This is a genomic window from Sphingobium sp. TomMM7A (genome assembly GCF_055397305.1).
Genome location: NZ_AP027312.1, coordinates 671,214 through 690,093 on the forward strand (window position 1 = coordinate 671,214; position 18,880 = coordinate 690,093).

12 protein-coding genes are annotated in these 18,880 nt (G+C 58.3%); 11 read left to right on the top strand and 1 reads right to left on the bottom strand.

Annotation, left to right across the window (positions count from 1 at the left end; all coding sequences use genetic code 11):
• Nucleotides 1–70 precede the first annotated feature (70 nt).
• The 10 genes from ACZ5ZH_RS15755 to ACZ5ZH_RS15800 all read left to right on the top strand — a co-directional run bounded on the left by ACZ5ZH_RS15755 (nt 71) and on the right by ACZ5ZH_RS15800 (nt 14,970).
• Nucleotides 71–1,603, top strand: coding sequence for a CoA-acylating methylmalonate-semialdehyde dehydrogenase (locus ACZ5ZH_RS15755; RefSeq protein ID WP_460988289.1), 1,533 nt, complete (start codon nt 71–73; stop codon nt 1,601–1,603).
• A gap of 101 nt (nt 1,604–1,704) precedes the next feature.
• Nucleotides 1,705–3,339 carry an AMP-binding protein gene (locus tag ACZ5ZH_RS15760; protein ID WP_464772948.1) on the top strand — a complete coding sequence of 545 codons (1,635 nt, stop codon included), beginning with the start codon at nt 1,705–1,707 and terminating at the stop codon, nt 3,337–3,339.
• Between the two features lie 62 nt (nt 3,340–3,401).
• Nucleotides 3,402–4,403, top strand: coding sequence for an inositol 2-dehydrogenase (iolG, locus tag ACZ5ZH_RS15765; RefSeq protein ID WP_464772949.1), 1,002 nt, complete (start codon nt 3,402–3,404; stop codon nt 4,401–4,403).
• Nucleotides 4,404–4,430: 27 nt separating this feature from the next.
• The gene (locus ACZ5ZH_RS15770; protein WP_464772950.1) at nt 4,431–5,375 is read left to right on the top strand and encodes an alpha/beta hydrolase; all 945 of its coding nucleotides are present in this window, start codon (nt 4,431–4,433) and stop codon (nt 5,373–5,375) included.
• A 74-nt stretch (nt 5,376–5,449) separates the two neighbouring features.
• On the top strand, nt 5,450–7,114 hold the full coding sequence (locus ACZ5ZH_RS15775; RefSeq protein WP_464772951.1) for an AMP-binding protein: 1,665 nt from the start codon (nt 5,450–5,452) through the stop codon (nt 7,112–7,114).
• Nucleotides 7,115–7,247: 133 nt separating this feature from the next.
• Nucleotides 7,248–8,009 carry an SDR family NAD(P)-dependent oxidoreductase gene (locus tag ACZ5ZH_RS15780; protein WP_464772952.1) on the top strand — a complete coding sequence of 254 codons (762 nt, stop codon included), beginning with the start codon at nt 7,248–7,250 and terminating at the stop codon, nt 8,007–8,009.
• 305 nt (nt 8,010–8,314) lie between these two features.
• Complete coding sequence (locus tag ACZ5ZH_RS15785) at nt 8,315–10,684, top strand: TonB-dependent receptor (protein WP_464775228.1); 2,370 nt, start codon at nt 8,315–8,317, stop codon at nt 10,682–10,684.
• Nucleotides 10,685–11,024: 340 nt separating this feature from the next.
• Entirely contained in the window at nt 11,025–12,290 is a 1,266-nt protein-coding gene (locus ACZ5ZH_RS15790; protein ID WP_460988281.1) for an MFS transporter, read from the top strand.
• A 79-nt stretch (nt 12,291–12,369) separates the two neighbouring features.
• A complete protein-coding gene (locus ACZ5ZH_RS15795; RefSeq protein WP_464772955.1) occupies nt 12,370–14,079 on the top strand; it encodes a long-chain fatty acid--CoA ligase in 1,710 nt (569 codons plus the stop codon).
• Nucleotides 14,080–14,367: 288 nt separating this feature from the next.
• Nucleotides 14,368–14,970, top strand: a complete 603-nt coding sequence (locus ACZ5ZH_RS15800) for an acyl-CoA dehydrogenase family protein (RefSeq protein WP_464772956.1) — start codon at nt 14,368–14,370, stop codon at nt 14,968–14,970.
• 135 nt (nt 14,971–15,105) lie between these two features.
• On the opposite strand, the gene ACZ5ZH_RS15805 is transcribed toward ACZ5ZH_RS15800, so the two are convergent.
• Nucleotides 15,106–16,041 carry an alpha/beta hydrolase gene (locus tag ACZ5ZH_RS15805; RefSeq protein ID WP_460988279.1) on the bottom strand — a complete coding sequence of 312 codons (936 nt, stop codon included), beginning with the start codon at nt 16,039–16,041 and terminating at the stop codon, nt 15,106–15,108.
• 446 nt (nt 16,042–16,487) lie between these two features.
• On the opposite strand from ACZ5ZH_RS15805, the gene ACZ5ZH_RS15810 reads away from it, so the two are divergent.
• Nucleotides 16,488–18,767, top strand: a complete 2,280-nt coding sequence (locus ACZ5ZH_RS15810) for a TonB-dependent receptor (protein ID WP_464772957.1) — start codon at nt 16,488–16,490, stop codon at nt 18,765–18,767.
• The last annotated feature ends 113 nt before the right edge of the window (nt 18,768–18,880 follow it).

Below are 18,880 nucleotides of genomic sequence, written 5' to 3' on the forward strand. Positions count from 1 at the left end.
AGGGCAGGGAGCATCCCCGCCCTCAATCTACGCGACGGCGTTGTGCAAAGATGATGAGGAAGATTTGACCATGACCGTAGAAGCCGAAACGCGAAACATTCCCCACTTCATCGGGGGGCGTGCGGTGACTGCTACCGCGTCTCGCACCAGTGATGTGTTCGACCCGAATTGCGGACAGGTGCAGGCGCGCGTGGGGCTGGGAACCGCCAGCGAATTGCAGCAGGCGGTCGATGCCGCTCAAGCGGCGCAGCCCGCATGGGCGGCCGTCAATCCTCAGCGTCGGGCTCGCGTCATGTTCGAGTTCAAGCGGCTGGTCGAACGCGACATGGACGAACTTGCCCGCCTGCTGGCGTCCGAACATGGCAAGGTGGTCGCCGACGCCAAGGGCGACATTCAGCGCGGCCTTGATGTCGTGGAGTTCGCTTGCGGCATTCCTCATTTGCTTAAGGGTGAACATACGCAGGGCGCAGGCCCCGGGATCGACGTCTATTCGATGCGCCAGCCCATCGGCATCGGCGCAGGGATCACCCCCTTCAATTTCCCGGCGATGATCCCGCTTTGGATGAGCGCCGTCGCGATGGCCTGCGGCAACGCCTTCATCCTGAAGCCCTCGGAACGCGATCCGTCCGTTCCGATCCGCCTGGCGGAACTTTTTATGGAGGCCGGGCTGCCTGCGGGCATTTTCCAGGTCGTTCAGGGTGACAAGGAAATGGTGGATGCCATCCTTGATCATCCGGCGATCAGCGCGGTCAGCTTCGTCGGCTCCTCCGACATCGCCCATTATGTCTACAAGCGCGGCGTCGACAACGGCAAGCGCGTCCAAGCGATGGGCGGCGCCAAGAACCACGGCATCGTCATGCCCGACGCCGATCTCGACCAGACGGTAGCTGATCTTTGCGGAGCGGCCTTTGGGTCGGCGGGCGAGCGCTGCATGGCTTTGCCGGTCGTGGTTCCGGTTGGGCAGGACACAGCCGAGCGGCTGAAGGCGAAGCTGATCCCCGCCATCGAGGCTCTGCGCGTAGGCGTCTCCACCGATGCGGAGGCGCATTATGGTCCTGTGGTGACCGCGCAGCACAAGGCGCGCATCGAACAGTGGATTCAGACCGGTGTGGATGAGGGCGCGGAGTTGGTCGTCGATGGGCGCGGCTTCTCGCTTCAGGGGCATGAGGACGGCTTTTTCGTCGGCCCGACCCTGTTCGATCATGTGACGCCGGGCATGAGCGCTTACCGGGAGGAGATTTTCGGCCCCGTGTTGCAGATGGTGCGGGCCGACAGCTTTGAAGACGCGCTGGCTCTCCCGTCCAGCCATCAATATGGCAATGGCGTTGCCATCTTCACGCGCAATGGTCACGCCGCACGGGAATTTGCCGCGCGGGTGAATGTCGGCATGGTTGGTATCAACGTGCCGATACCGGTGCCGGTCGCCTATCACAGCTTTGGCGGTTGGAAGCGCTCGGGCTTTGGCGACCATAACCAGCATGGCGAAGAGGGCGTCCGTTTCTGGACGAAGGTGAAGACCGTGACGCAGCGCTGGCCGAACGCATCGGGTGCCGCTTCGGGATCGTCGCTGTCCGATGCCTTTATGATCCCGACGATGAAATGATGTTTCCGTCGGCCCGGTTCACGCCGGGTCGGCAATCAGGTGAGCAGCTTCTCATGACCACGCAAGAACTCAGCCAAGTTGTCGGAGCTTCGCAACCTTGCTTGCGTGACGATACGATCGGCGAAGCGCTCGACCGCGCCGGACAGCGCTGGCCCGATGAGGATGCGCTCGTCGCACGGCACGGTAATGATCGCTACAGCTGGTCGGAACTGAAGGCCGCCACGGATGACTTTGCCGCAGGCCTGCTGGCGTTGGGGGTGAGGCCGGGAGACCGGGTTGGCATATGGGCGCCTAACTGCGCCGAATGGACCATCGCGCAGCTGGCGACTGCCCGTGCGGGTATGATCCTGGTCAATATCAACCCGGCCTATCGCGTCGCGGAGTTGGAATATACGCTGGCCAAGGTGGAAGTGACGGCGCTGATCTGCGCGGCCTCGTTCAAGACCAGTGATTATCTGGCCATGACGGAGACGTTCGTCACGCACTTTGGCGGGCAACCGGGAGAGATTGTGTCGGTTGGCCTTCCAGCGTTCCGCTATGCCATCAAGATCGGCGGCGATCCGCGCCCGGGCTGGTTGGATTTTAAAGAGGTTGCGGACCTGCGGACGGCAGATTCGGAAGCGGAACTCATCGGCGTCGCTGCAACGCTGAAGGCGGACGATCCGATCAACATCCAGTTTACCAGTGGAACCACAGGGGCGCCAAAAGGCGTGACCCTTTCGCACCACAACATTCTCAACAACGCGTTCATGTGTGGCCGTGAGATGGGCCTAGTGCCAGGGGACCGCATTTGCATAGCGGTGCCGCTTTACCATTGCTTTGGCATGGTGATGGGCAACCTTATGAGCATGCTCCATGGCGTCACCATGGTCTATCCCTCACCAGGCTTCGATCCGCTCGCGGTGCTGGAAGCCGTGGAAGCAGAACGCTGCACGATATTGCACGGTGTGCCCACGATGTTCATCGCGGAACTGGAGCATCCTGAATTCTCGCACTTCGATCTGTCCTCCTTGCGGACCGGGTTGATGGCAGGCTCGCCCTGTCCAGAAGAACTGATGCGCAAGGTGATGACGCGGATGCACATGCGGGACATCGGCATCGGCTACGGCATGACTGAAACCAGCCCGTTGAGCTTTCAGACCTCGCTGGACGATCCGGTCGAAGCCAGGGTCGCCACGATCGGGCGCATTCAGCCCCATATTGAAGCCAAGATCGTGCATCCCGAAACCGGCGAGATTGTCGCGCGCGGGGAGCCGGGCGAACTCTGCGTTCGCGGTTATTCCGTGATGCTTGGCTATTGGGGCGATCCTGAAAGGACCGCGGAGGCAGTCCGCGACGGCTGGATGCACACCGGTGATCTGGCGACCATCGATGACGCGGGCTATGCGCGGATCGTGGGGCGGATCAAGGATATGATCATTCGCGGCGGCGAGAATATCTATCCGCGCGAACTGGAAGAGCTGCTTTACCTCCACCCATCCGTGCTGGACGTGCAGGTCGTCGGCATCATGGACGATCGGTTCGGCGAAGAGGTAATGGCCTGCGTGAAGCTCCGCCACGGCGAGCAGGAAGATGCTGAATCGATCATCACATTCTGCCGGGAGCGCGTGGCCCATCATAAGGTGCCGCGCTACGTTCGCTTCATCGATAGTTTTCCCATGACCGTATCCGGAAAGGTGCAGAAGGCCCGGCTGCGCGAGATGATGGAGGATGAGCTGGCGAAAGCCCGCCAATAGAGAAAATGAGCGCTCTGTTTCAGCGCGTAAACAACAATATCCTGTTTTAGGAAAGGTATTCCATGTCTCAAATCGCTCTGATTGGCGCTGGCAGGATTGGCAAGATCCACGCTGCGAACATCGCCGCCAATCCTCGCTTGACGTTGTCGCGCATCGTTGATCCGTTCGGTGGGGCGGAAGAACTGGCCGAGCGCTACGGCGCCCGCGTATCGACGGTGGACGAAGTTTGGGCCGACCCTGCGATCAGCGGCGTCGTAATCGCAAGCGCGACTGACACCCATCTAGAATATACGCTGGAATCCATCCGCGCTGGAAAGCACGTCTTTTGTGAAAAGCCGCTGGACCAGGATGCGGGCCGCGCCGCGCGTGTCCAGCAGGCAGTCGCCGGGAGCGACAGGCACGTCCTGCTGGGCTTTAACCGGCGGTTCGATCCCAGCTTCGCCAGCCTGCAGCGACGCTTGAAGCAGGGCGAGATCGGCGCGCTCGAGACGCTGCACATCATCAGTCACGATCCAGCGCCGCCGCCCGCATCCTATGTCGCTGTATCGGGCGGCATCTTCAAGGACATGTCGATCCATGATTTCGACATGGCCAGCTGGCTGCTGGATGAAGAGATCGAAAGCGTCTTTGCTTCGGGCGCTGTGCTGATCGATCCTGAAATTGGCGCGGCGGGCGATTTCGACACCGCCAAAATCCTGCTGCGCACGGTCAGCGGCAAGATCTGCGTCATCTCCAACAGCCGCCGCAGCGGCTATGGCTATGACCAACGCATCGAAGCCTTCGGGTCGAAGGGCATGATCCGGGCCGAGAACAAGCTGGAAAGCAGCGTCCAGACCTGGACTGAGGGGGGCGCACGGTCGGACTGCTTCCAGAATTTCTTCCTCGATCGTTACGCCGAAGCCTACGCCATCGAGGTCGAGCACTTTGCCGACATCATCGAGGGCAAGGCAACGCCCGTCGCCGATGAAAGCGACGGCATCAAAGCGCTCATCCTTGCCGAAGCCGCCGACCAGTCGGCTCGCAGCGGGTCGGTCGTCAAGCTGGCCCGCTCTGCGGACCGCTGAAGAAAGCACAATGAAGGAGATACTGATATGGCCTTAGACCCCGTATTGCAGCAGATCGTAGCGCAACTTCCCTTGCCCACGTCCGACAAGATCGACCACGAAGTAATGCGCCGCGATATGGAAGCTTTGATACCGCTCTTCTACGGGCCGGACGGTCCCATCGACGCTGCGTCGGTGGAGAATGTGGCTATTGATGGCGAGGACGGGCCGGTACCGCTTCGCATCATTCGCCCCCTGGCAGCTCCTACCGGAACATTGCATCTTCTGCACGGTGGCGGTTGGGCGTTCGGCAGCATCGAATTCATCGAGCCGTTGGCGCGGCGGCTTGCGCGAAACCTCTCGATGGTTGTCGTGGCAAGTGGTTATCGGCTCGCTCCTGAAAATCCCTTTCCCGCCGGGTTCAATGATTGCTTGGCCGCTGCGCGTTGGACCATAGAGCATGCGGCTGAACTCGGGGGTGCCGGAAACCCGGTAGTAATTGCGGGAGAGAGCGCCGGAGCAAATCTGGCGACCGCAGTGGCCCTGGAATTTGCAGGAACGGGTAGCGAGAATTTCGACGCTCAATTGCTTTTCTTCCCGGCGGTCGATTTGCGAAAGGAATCGGCGAATTATCCTTCCCGGATCGCCAATGCAGATCCGACGCTTCGCACGGGAACGCTGCCTCAGATGATGAAGGATTATTGCGGTGAGCATGATCCAGCGGATCCCCGCCTTTCGCCAATCACCTCCGAACGGTTGGATGCGGCACCGCCTGCGGTCATCGTCGTGCTGGAGGTCGATCCGCTCCGCGACGAAGCCGTCGCCTATACTGATCGGTTGCGAGAGGCGGGCGTCGATGTCGAATTGGTGGAGTTCGACAATCTGACCCATGGTTTCCCCAATCTGTCCGCACTGGTTCCAGCTGCGGCCGAGGCCACAGAGGTGGTTGGGCAGCGCCTCAAGAAGTTGCTGGCCCGAACCGTCCACGGCTGAAACGCCATACCGGCAGTAAATACGTAAAAGCTGTGTCGATTGAAGACACGATATTCTCGTTGAGGAGGTCCTTCATGGACGACGGGGCACAATATAAGGGCCTGCCCAGCAGCAATGGTTCCACGTTCGATTTGTCGCAGGCGCTGGCAGTGTTGGATTTTGACGAGACCGGCCATACCAATGCGGCGGTGATATGTTGCGACCGGCACGCGGCGGACAAATCGCGGGTCGCGTTGCGTCATCGCGGGCTTGATGGGGTTACGCAGGAGTGGACGTTCGCGCGGCTGGCCCATGATAGCGCGAGGCTCGCGGCCGCGCTGGCATCTTTGGGTGTGAGCAAAGGCGACCGGGTGGCCGGACTGCTGCCGCGTTCGCCCGAACTGCTGATCCTGATCCTGGCGACCTGGCGGCTCGGAGCGGTCTACCAGCCTTTGTTTACGGCCTTCGGGTCCAAGGCGATCGAATATCGGCTTGAGGTGGCCAACGCTCGCTTGATCGTGGCCGATCAGGATAATCTTTCCAAGATCGCCGATGTTCCCCCGTCGATCGCGCAGATTGTGGTGGGGGCCGGAGAAGCAAGCGCCCAGCGCGACTTCTGGAGCATGATCGAAGGCGAGAAGGAAGGTCATCCTGCTGTGCCTTGTGGCTTGGACGATCCCTTTCTCATCATGTTCACCTCTGGAACCACCGGACCTGCCAAGCCTTTGCTGGTTCCGGTGAGGGCGATTGCTGCCTTCGCCGCCTATATGCGCGATGCGGTGGGATTGCGCCCAGATGACCGTTTCTGGAACTTTGCCGATCCGGGCTGGGCCTATGGCCTCTATTACGCTGTGACCGGCCCGCTTGCGCTCGGCATTGCCACGACGTTCAACCAGCGCGGTTTCGACGTCGACGATGCCTATGACACAATCGCCGACCTAGGCATCACCAATGTCGCGGGATCACCAACAGCTTACCGGCTGCTGCTCGCTGGCGGCCCGGAAAAAGCCGAGCGAGTGAAAGACCAGCTTCGCGCCGTCAGCAGCGCGGGCGAACCGCTCAACCCCGAGATCATTCGTTGGTTCGGCGAGCATTTACATGCCCCCATCTATGACCATTATGGGCAGACCGAGATCGGCATGGTGCTCTGCAATCATCACGGCATCGATCATCCGGTCCATATCGGATCGGCTGGTTTTGCTTCGCCTGGGCACCGCGTCGTCGTCTGCTCGCCCGAAGGAGAGGAACTGCCTAAAGGAGAGCCGGGGATACTCGCGCTGGACCGCAAGGCATCGCCAATGATGTGGTTTTCCGGCTATCTGGGACGGGAAACCGCGGCGTTCGTCGGCGACTATTATATGAGCGGTGACACGGTGGAGCAGAATGAAGATGGAAGCATCTCATTTATCGGTCGGGCCGATGATGTCATCACCACCTCTGGCTACCGTGTTGGCCCGTTCGACGTCGAGAGCGCGCTGCTCGAACATGAGGCGGTGATGGAGTCCGCAGTGATCGGTAAGCCCGATCCTGAACGGACAGAAATTATCAAGGCGTTCATCGTATTGAACCAGGGCTATAGGGCGGAAGACCCGGATTTGGCGTCTTCGATCCAGCGCTATGTAAAAACGCGGTTGTCCGCCCACGCCTACCCGCGCGAGATCGCATTTGTGGAGTCCTTGCCCAAGACGCCAAGCGGCAAGCTACAGCGTTTCCTGCTCCGAAATGAGGAAGTCGCCAAACAGCGACAGGCAAACAGCTGACGTTTCCAGATCGGACGCTTCATGGAGAGGCGTCTTGGCCCGGCTTCTGCAAACCACATTGCATGATCCCATGGGCCTGGAGAGTGGTGGGCGCGACACGCGATTAACAACCGATAGAATTAAGAGATTGAGCATGGACATCAATGGAATGGCCGCCGTCGTCACGGGCGGCGCGTCCGGATTGGGGAAGGCGACGGCGCATATGCTGGCCGAGCAGGGCGCAAAGGTTGCAATTTTCGATTTGAACGAGGAAGCGGGACGGGCAACTGCCGAAGCCTTGGGCGGTATTTTCGTCGCAGCCAACATCGCCGACGACGCCAGCGTAACGGCTGCTCTGGAAGCTGCCGAGCGTGCGCATGGCGTGGCGCGCATCCTCGTCAACTGCGCTGGTATCGCTCCGGCTGTAAAGACAGTAGGCAGCGAAAATGCGCCGCATCCGCTGGACATTTTTGTCAGGACGGTGACGGCCAATCTGATCGGCAGCTTCAATGTCATCGCCAAATTCTCCGCCCGGCTCGCTGCGGCGGACGAGATTGACGGCGAAAGAGGCGTCATCGTAAACACCGCGTCGGTCGCCGCCTATGACGGGCAGATCGGCCAGGCAGCCTATAGCGCGTCGAAAGGCGGGGTGGTCGGCATGACCCTTCCGATCGCGCGCGACCTCGCCCAGCATAAGATCCGAGTAATGACGATCGCTCCTGGTATCTTCCTGACGCCGATGCTGGAGTCCTTTCCCCAGACGGTTCAGGATGCTTTGGGTGCGCAGGTGCCGCATCCTAGCCGCTTGGGGAAGCCGACCGAATATGCGCAGCTGGTGGAAAGCATAATCCGCAATCCCATGTTGAATGGCGAAGTGATCCGACTGGATGGTGCAATCCGGATGGCGCCGCGCTGATTAAGCCTTCGGGGCGTCATGTACGGTTAGGTCGGGCTGCGAGTGTATCGGATCGGCCCCGCCTGACACAGGATGAGATCGCGCTCGCTCAAAAGCGGGAGGCGCCGTTGCTTTTCGTCCTCTCTTATAGACGCTGCACAACCAGAGGCGGTTGGACCTGTCCACCCGTAAAACAAACATTTCGTTCCAAAATATAAATTGACGAAATTCAAATTCCATTTATAAAATGGTCAGAAGGGGCATGCTGCTGGGGGGCAGCATGACAGTCCCATTCTAGGAGAGATAGGATGCACTTGAGGGGTTGTTTGCTTGGTACCGTTGCCAGCTTGGTCGCGATGCCTGCTTTTTCGACATATGCACAGGCACAGGACGCTGTTGGTGATCCGAATCCGCAGATCGCGCAATCCGTCGCGGCGTCTGCTAATTCTGCGCCAACAGGTGCGCAGGTTGAGGCATCGGGCCAAGGGCTGAAGGACATCATCGTAACGGCTCGCCGCCGCAGCGAGAGCGCGCAGACTGTGCCAGTCGCCGTCAGCGTCGCATCGGCGGAGTCACTGGAACAGCATCAAGTTCTCAACGCCTATCAGCTAGTCAATCTGACCCCGAGCTTGCAGACGCGATCGACCAATCAGCAGGCAGGTGCTGTCAATTTCACGATCCGTGGCGTCGGAACATCCGTGTTCGGGCCGCAGATTGAGCAAAGTGTTGGCATCGTAATCGATGATGTCGTGATGAGCCGTCCTCAGCTCGGTAATGTGCAGTTCTTCGATCTTGATCGCGTTGAAGTACTGCGTGGGCCGCAGGGTATGCTGTTCGGCAAGAACGCAGCGGCCGGCCTGATCAACATCGTTACGGCGCAGCCGCGACTAAATCAGTCGGAATTTCTGGCCAATATTCTTTATGGCGACACGACCGCGCCTGGCTCGGGCAATCTTGCAACCTTGCAAGTTGCAGGCAACACGCCGCTTAGCTCTAATGCCGCTCTCCGGCTTTCTGCCTTCGTGACCCGCCAAGATGCATTTACGAAAGACATCGCCCTCCGCCAGAATTTGGGAAATACCGCATATGGCGGTCGGCTAAAGATTCTATGGGAACCTAGTGACGCGTTGCGTCTGACAATTGCCGGCGACTATCAGCATTCGAATGGTCCGGGTGAGGGCGTGCTTGTGCGGCGATTTAATGCGCGAGGCGGGTTGATCGAGAGCATCGATGCGGCAAACGGGATCGTTGCGTCGCCAAACAATACGCTGTTGGCCAGTGACGTCCGGAACACGAACGATTCCACTGTATACGGTGTGTCTCTGAAGGCAGAGTGGGACATTGGCGGAGGGTACACGTTGACCAACGTGCTGGCCCATCGGCGATCGCGCATGCGTACCTCCATCGATACGGACACCACCACCGCAGATCTTTTCAACGTCAATACCGGTGGACTTACGCGGCGCCAGACTACCGAAGAGTTGCGGCTCACATCGCCAAGCGACGGACGCTTCAGCTACCAAGTTGGTCTCTTCTATTTGGACCTCGTCGCCCGGGAATATCTGTTGCAAGGCGCAAATCTGGGGATTCCTATACTGGTTCCGGGACTTTCCAACTTCGGAGGTTATGCGGACGGCATTTCTCCAACGAAGAGCTATGCTGGATTCTTCGAAGGGCAATATAAGATCAGCGACAGCCTGCGCGTCACCGCTGGCGGCCGTTACACTCACGACAACATCCGTTACGGCATCGATCTAACAAATCCCGCAGCAGTGATTGGGCTTTACGGGCCTGACATATCGTTCGATCGGCAAGTCAAAAAGAACAACTTCTCTTATCGAGTTGGCCTGGACTATAGCATCAATCCGGACGTACTTGCCTACTTCACTTATACCAGAGGGTATAAGGGACCGACCTTCGATCAACTGTCCGGGTCGCCTGTGGCTCCAGAAATTCCAAAGAGCTTTGAGGTCGGCGTCAAATCGACGCTGTTTGATCGCAAGCTTCGTCTTAACGTCGCCCTTTTCGACACGACATTCGATGGCTTTCAGACCCAGGCACAGCGGCCGGGAACTGCGGCCGGGTTCACGACCCTCAATGCAGGACAGCTGAAGTCCCGCGGGGTGGAATTGGAATTCACGGCTCTCCCGTTCGAAGGGCTGACGATCAGTGGTGGTACGACATATAATGAGACGGAATACCGCAACCTTTCCGGTGTGCCCTGCTACACCGGGCAGCCTGCGGGGACTAGCGGCACAAATGTGTGCTTGCCGAACGGCACGACCGATGTGAGCGGAAACCAGCTAGAAAACGCGCCAAAATGGACCACGACGATTACTGCGCGTTATGAGCATCCTGTGTCCAGCAATTGGGTTGGATTCCTGCAAGGCGATGTTTACCACCGTAGCGCCTTCAGTTTCAGCCAGACGCGTGATCCCCAGCTTCGGGTCCGCGCGAATGCGATCGCAGGTTTGTCGGCGGGGGTTCACACAGCGGATGACAAGCTTTCAATCTCCGCTTTCGTCCGTAATCTCTTCGACAAGAGGGTTCCAAGCTATATCTTCGCCGATCCGGTGTCTGCCTTTTATGTCGGTTCTTCCGGCCAAAGCGACGCAGCGCTTGGGGGCAACTATTGGCAGAGCTTTGGACCAAACTCGTTCCGGACTATTGGAGTGAGCTTGAACTATAAGATGTGAGCTCGATGCCGCGGCCATGCATAAGCGGTGCGCATCAATCTGAAAGTATATGATCACAGAATAGAGATCGGTTCCTCAGCCGAGGCTGAGGAACCTCTTCACTGGATCTACTCAGGCGATATGGCCGCCGTGTCGAAGCAGGAGGCCGAGGGTAAAAGCCCTACCGCTTTGAAGTGGCAATCCGCCCCCACGCTGACTAGGCGGCCAGTATGCCCGAATTCCCGTTGCATCACGAATGCAGCAGGGGCCTTGAAGATGTGCCGAACCTCGTCAGCGGGCCGCTATGATCGATGGCAATGTCGGAATGGGGACCGGTCGACTGATACGAAGGATGGACGGAGTGGCTGTTGAACAAACCTGTGTGGAAGCGGATATCCCCGGCGTGTCAGGAATGCGGAGTTCGCGACGTCTCGCGGTTCTCCTATTCCTTGCATACGCTTCTCTGATCGCTGTTTTCCAGGGCATCTTGAATGTTCTTCTGCCGCCGGTTGTTGCGAGACTTGCCCCCGATGCCAAGGTGGGTACACTGGCATTCCTCTCCACGATCGCGGCGATCGCATCGGTCATTGCGCTTTTCGCTGGAGGCGCAGTCTCTGATCGCACGAGATCCCGCTGGGGAAAGCGGACTCCGTCCCTCCTCGTAACCTTATTCGCGAGCATCGCTTTGATGCCCTTGGTCGGAAGCGCAACCTCCATCGTCCAACTGACGATCTTGCTGCCGCTTTTATGGTTCACACTTAATTATTATCAGTCCGTACTGCTGGCCGCTTTGCCCGACCGAATTCCTGCACATGATTTGAGCTTCGCTTCGGCAGCGATTGGCTTGGGTGCGCCCGTGGGAATTTTCGTCGGCGTCAACATCGCGACAATAGCTTCCACGACGATGATGGGCTATGTGCTTCTTGCGGTCCCACTGACCATTTTGACCTGTGCTTTTATTTTGGTGGAACCGGAAGCGTCTTCTCTCGGACTGCCGGTAGAAGAACGGCGACCCTTCAGTTGGAAGGGGTGCCGGGCACAATTTGCGAGTTTCTCGCATCGCAACTACTCGCTCGCGGCGATATCAAGGGCGCTGCTTTTCCTCTGCTACTTCAGCATAACTGGCTATATATTCTTCCTGCTCCAGGATTATGTGGGGCAAGGACAGCTTCCCTATCGAAGCCTCAGCACCGGGATCAGCATCTTCTCCAGCGTCATGACAGCTGCCTGGCTTTTCGTCACCCTCGTGACAGGGTGGTTGGCCAGTCGATTCCAGCGAACCGTTATGATCGTCGCTACCGTTTCCATCTTGGCGGGCGTCGTGACGTTGCTACCGGCGTTTTCGAATAGCTGGACCATCTTCCTGCTCTTCGGCCTTGGAACCGGCCTCATGTTTGGCAGCTACTTCGTCCTGGACCTGAAGCTCGCCACCCTTGTCCTGCCTGACGAAAAGACCGCAGGCCGGGATCTTGGGATCCTGCTCGCCGCGGGCTCGGCGCCCGGAGTGATCGCCCCCGCAGTTGCAGGCGCGATCATCGCGGCGAGCGGCTATCCTGCGCTCTTCCTCTTTGGCGCAGGGGTAGCATTTATTGGAGGTCTGTGTGTGGCCTTCATCAGGCTTCGGTGATGGCGCCGGTGCGCTCCTCCTGGCGAGGACTTTAGTTCTGTGACGCGACGCACGACGATACCCTTTCTGCGAGGCCTTGATGATGACCGGACAACAGGCGATCTGCCGAGCGGATGAACCGGCTCCCTCGGCTTATGCGTTTCCGCTTCTTCTGAAGCATTTGTTGGCATCAGGTCTCGCACGCGCGCCTGAACAGGAGATCGTCTACCGCGATGTGGCACGGTTCAATTATCGAACATTTGCCAACCGTGTTGGGAGGCTGGCCAATGGTCTTTCGAATCTTGGCATAAAGGCCGACGACACGGTCGGCGTGCTGGATTGGGACAGCAACCGCTATCTGGAAAGCTACTTCGCCATTCCGGGAATGGGGGCGGTGCTCCACATGGTGAACATACGCCTGTCGCCGGAGCAGATACTATATACAATCAACCATGCACGCGACGATGCGCTTCTCGTCCATGCCGATTTCCTTCCGCTGCTGGAAAGCATATGGGATCGGATCAAGCATGTTCGAACCGTCATAGTCCTTACCGACACGGGAGAAGTGCCGGTATCGACGCTCCCGGTCATTACCGAATATGAAGGGTTGCTGGCAGGCGCCGCGCCGGATTACGATTTCCCGGATTTTGACGAGAATAGCCGCGCCACTACTTTTTATACTACAGGCACCACCGGCTCGCCAAAGGGCGTGTTCTTCAGCCATCGCCAGCTTGTTCTTCACTCATTGGTGATGGCAGGTGCGATGGCAGCTTCCCAGGTTCAAGGGCGCCTGCATCGCGCCGACGTGTATATGCCGATCACGCCTATGTTCCACGTCCATGCCTGGGGCATGCCATTCATCGCAACGATGCTCGGACTGAAGCAGGTTTACCCGGGGCGCTATGCCGCCGCGACCCTGCTGGGGCTGCAACAGTCCGAGGGGGTGACCTTCTCCCATTGCGTGCCGACCTTGCTGCACATGTTGCTGACCTCTGCCGAAGCGGCTGACGCCGACCTTACAGGGTGGAAGATCGTGATCGGGGGGGCTGCTTTGCCCAAAGGGCTCGTCCATGCTGCGCTCGCCCGGGGCATCGACATTTTTGCAGGCTACGGCATGTCGGAAACCTGCCCCATTCTCAGCATAGCACAGATGACGGCGGAGCAATTGGCGGACGGGTCGGCTGAAGAGGTGGAGGCCCGCACGCGTGCGGGTGCGGCGGTGCCTCTTGTCGATCTGCGCATCGTTGACCCAGGCATGAATCCCCTTCCGCGCGATGGGAAAAGTGCAGGGGAGATTGTCGTGCGCGCTCCTTGGCTGACGCAAGGATATCTAGGTGACTCGCACTCTTCCGAGATGCTCTGGGAAGGGGGATATATGCATACCGGCGACGTCGGCGTCCTCCATCCCGACGGGGTGCTGCAGATCACCGACCGCATCAAGGATGTGATCAAGACGGGTGGTGAATGGATTTCATCGCTAGAAATCGAAGATATCATCTCGCAGCTTGAAGGCGTTAGTGAAGTGGCCGTCATTGGAGTGCCAGACCCAAGATGGAGCGAACGTCCTCTGGCAATCGTGGTCCCAAAGGCTGGCTTTGAGGCCCTTACGGAGTGCTCGGTTAAGGCGCATGTCAAAACATTTTCCGACCGCGGACAAATCTCGCAATGGGCTGTGCCCGAGCGAGTGATGTTTCAAACCTCGCTGGAAAAGACAAGCGTAGGCAAGTTGGACAAGAAAACACTTCGGCAACGCTATTCCCCTTCTGCTGGATCCGTACATCAGGACCAATCAGTAGACCGTGAGTGCTGATGATCCGCCGCTTTTTGAATGGCGCTAGTGAGCTATTGTCGTGGAAGACGGCAAGAGCTGGTCAGAAGAGGCGAACGAGACACGGTCAAGTTTCTCAAGGAAATAGCGCGTCGAACTGCCTCGTGCAGCGGCAATCGCGATGCCCAGCAAGGTGCCCATCAAATTATGTTAGACGAAAATCAGTTGGCGAGCCGGGATATGGTGAGGAGTTTCGCCCAAGCGGAAATCCGACCCCATAGCGCGCGCTTCGAAAAGTAAGGCGGCTACCCCAGTGCTCTGTTCGAGGAAATGGCCGCATTGGGCCTATGGGGCATGATTGCGCCCGACATATATGGCGGAGCGGGAGCGGATGCTGTGTCCTACGCTCTGGCGCTGATGGAAATTGCGGCGGCCGATGGAGCGCTGTCCACCATCGTTTCGATCCAGAACAGCATCACCGCCGCTAACGCATCCTCCATTTCCGATGGCGCCGCCGCGCTCCTCATGACCCGGAAAAGTGTTGCGGACAGGCTCGGCCTTCCCGTCATCGCTCGCGTCGTTGCAACGGCCGCCCATGCCCAGGAGCCCGCTGCCTTCACCACTGCTCCGGTGCCCGCGATGCGCAAGGTGCTGCAGAAGGCGGATTGGGCGGTAGATGATGTTGATCTGTTCGAGGTCAACGAAGCCTTCGCCGTTGTGGCTATGATTGCCGCCAAGGATCTCGGCATTCCGGCGGAGAAGCTCAATGTGAACGGCGGCGCGACCGCGCTCGGTCATCCGATCGGCGCGTCGGGCGCGCGCATCCTGACGACATTGCTGGGCGCCCTGCAGCATCGCGGCCTGAAGCGCGGCGTCGCCAGCCTATGCATCGGCGGCGGCGAGGCGACAGCCATGGCGATAGAACTGATCTGATCGGCGCTGACCGGTATTTCTCTGAGGAGTGTGATTGCTGATCGCCTCCATCACGGTGCGGGGGGAGCGCCGCCTGGCTCCGAGCGCCGATGCCGTCATCCCCCGCGCGACTCAAACAAAGGGCCGATGTTGAATTTACTTCGCCTGCATTTTCAACAAGCCGCGATCTTCCATCCAGGCGAGCATTTCCTCTGCCCACATGCCTGCGGCTGCGGTCTTTGCGTTCATGCCGAAGCCGTGCCCGCCGGTCTCGTAAAAGTGCGCTTCGACCGGCCGCTTCGCGGCCCGCCATGAATTTAGAAGACCAAGTTGTCCGCGCGCCACAATAGGATCGTCCAGCGCGAGCGCGAAAAAGATAGGTGGTGCGTCGGCGGGCACGGCTACCGCCTCGGGCGAACCGTAGATCGGTACTATGAAGTCGGGACGATCCGCTGTTTCAGGCGCAAGCCCCATGCCCATGGTCAGGACGGCGCCCGCAGAGAAACCCAAGAAGCCTATGCGCTGAGGATCGACTCCCCAGGTTTTAGCTTGGCTTCGGACCAGCTTGAGTGCTGCCTGACCATCTTCGAAAGATGCTTTAGGAAGCGTGGGCGCAGCTTGTGGAAGGTTTGCAGGGTCCGTCATTGCCTTCGCCGCTTCCATCATCATGGCATCGAAGTCCTTTGCATTTCGTGGCGTTGGCTCGGTACGATATTTCAGGACGAAGGCGGCTATGCCGTGCGCGGCCAGCCAGTGGGCCACATCATATCCCTCATTGTTGATCGAGAGGTACTTGAAGGCCCCGCCGGGCGCCACGATTACTGCAGCGCCGGTGGCCGTGCTCGCGGCGGGCAGCACAGGGGTGAGTGTCGCCCGAGATACATTGCGTACGCCGCGCACTCCGAAAATCGTTCCCCATTGCTCTGTATCGGGCCCTGACGATATGCCCAGGTTTATCTCGCCCGCTTTGACCGAAGCGCGATGATCAGTCGCTACATGAGCCTTATGCGCGTGGTGTTGAGCTACCGCGGCAACGCTTGTCCCCGGTGCCATGAGCAGCATGGCAGTTGAAATGAATCGTTGAAGTTTCATGTCTCGCAATCTCCGTGTGCAGAGGTTTAGGGAAATGCACGAATGAGGATCGATATGGAAGTTTTGTTCCATATATCCTACTCAACAACATTTATGGAATGGCGACGGGCCAAATTTGAAAGGCGGACCGAAGTCATCGGCCGGCCTTGCAATGCTTCTGTCCAAGAAGGAGTGCCTAAAAGCGGACAGGATCCGAAGCGGCTCTCGGCGAAGGAGAAATCTTTTTGTAATAAACTATACTTTGGGATCCTGTGGCGCTTGGCGGTTCCGTCTCTTCAAGGTTGAAGCTGTCCTGAGTGCCCTTGATGCTTGGCGCCGCAGACATGTGTCATATCTCGGCGACGCCCTTCGACTGTAGACAGAATATTAATGCCGAAATAAATATTGACAGATTATATATTCTATATTAATTCTCGCTGGATTCGATAATATGAGGAGGGGAATCCGTGACGCATCTAAAAGGCGTTCTTGGTTGCGTGCTTCTAAATAGCGCTGCGCTTCCGTTTGCTATTTCGGGAGCGGCCGCGCAAGAAGTCGGGCAGGAGCCAGGAAGCTCACCGGCGACAGCTCAATCCACTGCCGTCAGTGAAATTATCGTGACCGCCACGCGGCGCGCTGAGCGTTTGCAGGACGTTCCGATTTCCGTGACTGCGGTGCGCGGAGATGAACTGGCGCGGCGAGGGGTGAACGACCCTGATCGGCTGTCGGCGGTGTCGCCGAGCTTGCAAACGCAAAACGGCGGCGCGAAATCGCAAGGCAGCAATTTCTCCATTCGCGGCGTAGGGACAACGAGCTTCCAACGTACCATCGACAGCAGCGTGGCGCTGGTGATCGACGATGTGGCTCTGGCGCGGACGGAAATGGGGGTTGTAAATTTTTCTGACGTCAGCCAGATTGAAGTTCTCAACGGCCCACAGGGCATGCTGTTCGGACGAAACGCATCGGCCGGTCTTGTCCACATCCGCACCAATGATCCGGTTATCGGGGAAGCAAGTGGACGGTTGAACTCCGAATATAGCGATCTACACACAGGGAACGGCACGCATCAGTTTCGCGTCAATGGAATATTGAATTTGCCGGTGTCCGCTGATGCCGCCGTTCGATTGAACGCATATTACCGGGATAATTCTCCTATTCTTCGGAATGTTGTCCCCAATCCACATCTAGACCTTGGCTTGCGGCAAATCGGTGGGTCCGGCAAGATCCTGTGGAAGCCAAGTGACCGACTATCGATCTATCTTGGCGCTGACTACATGGACTCGAAGGGCCTCAACACGGGGGCGTCGTCGATCAGGTCAGTATCACCAGGCAATCCCGTGGCTCCTATTGTCGCCTCAGTTGGGATCGAGCCGGGGCCAGGCAATACGCGCGTGAGCTTCGACACACCGTCGTTCGAAAATTCTAAGGTCGGTGGTGCGCAGATCAAGATCCAGTATGATCTTAGCGATGATGTTCAGCTGACCAATATAGCAGCCGCCCGCTTCTATAAGGTCGGTGTCGAGTTCGATCCCGATTTCCTTCCTGTGCCGTTGCTCGACAGGTTCACTGAGCCCAAGAAGTTTCGGCAGTTCTCAAACGAACTCCGTGTTGCTTCCACAGGTGGAGGAGCGATCGACTATCAGTTCGGTCTATATGTGCTGAATGCTCGTATCCAACAATTCAACTTCATCACTGGCAATTTGGGTTCGACCCCGCCGCCGGGCGTCCCATATTTACTGGGGAACTCAGTCAACCAGGTCCAGAATCTTCGCAGTTATGCAGGCTTCGGCCAAATCACCGGCAGGCTGACTGATAAGCTCCGTTTGATCGGCGGTGCTCGCTTGACCTATGACGAAGTGGATATCCAATACTCATCGGACGGGTTGGGAGCGCCGATCCAAATCATTCCTGTAGCTAACACGCCGACCGTCGAGCGGCACAATACCGACCTGTCTTGGCGGGGGACGCTGCAATATGACGTCACGCGTGACCACATGATTTATGCCACTGCTTCTCGAGGTTATAAGGGCCCGGGTTTCGCCCAGTTCTCGACGATCTATGTACGGCCCGAAATTTCCCGGCACTATGAATTGGGGTTGAAGTCGCAGTTCTTTGATAGACGCTTAACCTTCAACGCTGCGCTATATCATACTTCCTTCCGTGATTTTCAGGCGCAAGCCTTTGATCCGCGGACGCTCTCCATTTTTGTCCAAAATGCCGGCGAGCTCGTGACAAAAGGCTTTGAGCTGCAACTGGCGGCACAGCCAGTTGATGGGCTAACGATATCGGGCGGGCTTGCCCATGCCAATGCAAGGTTCAAAGAGTTCAAGGGAGATATCTGCTATACTGGTCAGCCGGATTGTGTCGGCGGGGTGACCGATTCGAGCGGACGGCGACTTCCCAATGCTCCTGCCTGGACTGGATTGCTGAGCGTACGATATGAGCGGCCAGTTACAGCGGGCCTGGTGGCGAGCATCGGAAGCTCTCTATATTCACGCTCTGCCGTCAACTACACGTCGAATGGCGATCCCGACACGAAACAAGAGGGTTATACGACGGTTGACTTCGATCTGGGTCTGAGGGCCGCTGACAGCAAATGGCGCTTTAGCGTGTTCTGTCGCAACTGCACCGACAAACGTTTCGTCGGTTATATCCAGGGCGCGCCTCTCACCGGAGGTGTTCTAACTCAGCAGTTTACCTACGGCTCATTCAGGTCGATCGGTTTGTCTGCTGAGTTGAACTTCTAAACAGAGTTGTTATCATCTTCTCCCCGCTACACAGCGGGGAGAAGGTTGCGCGGCGAGGTGAACAGCTGCGCAACCCGATGTGCGGGATGCGCTCCATCTGCAAGTGTTCTGTT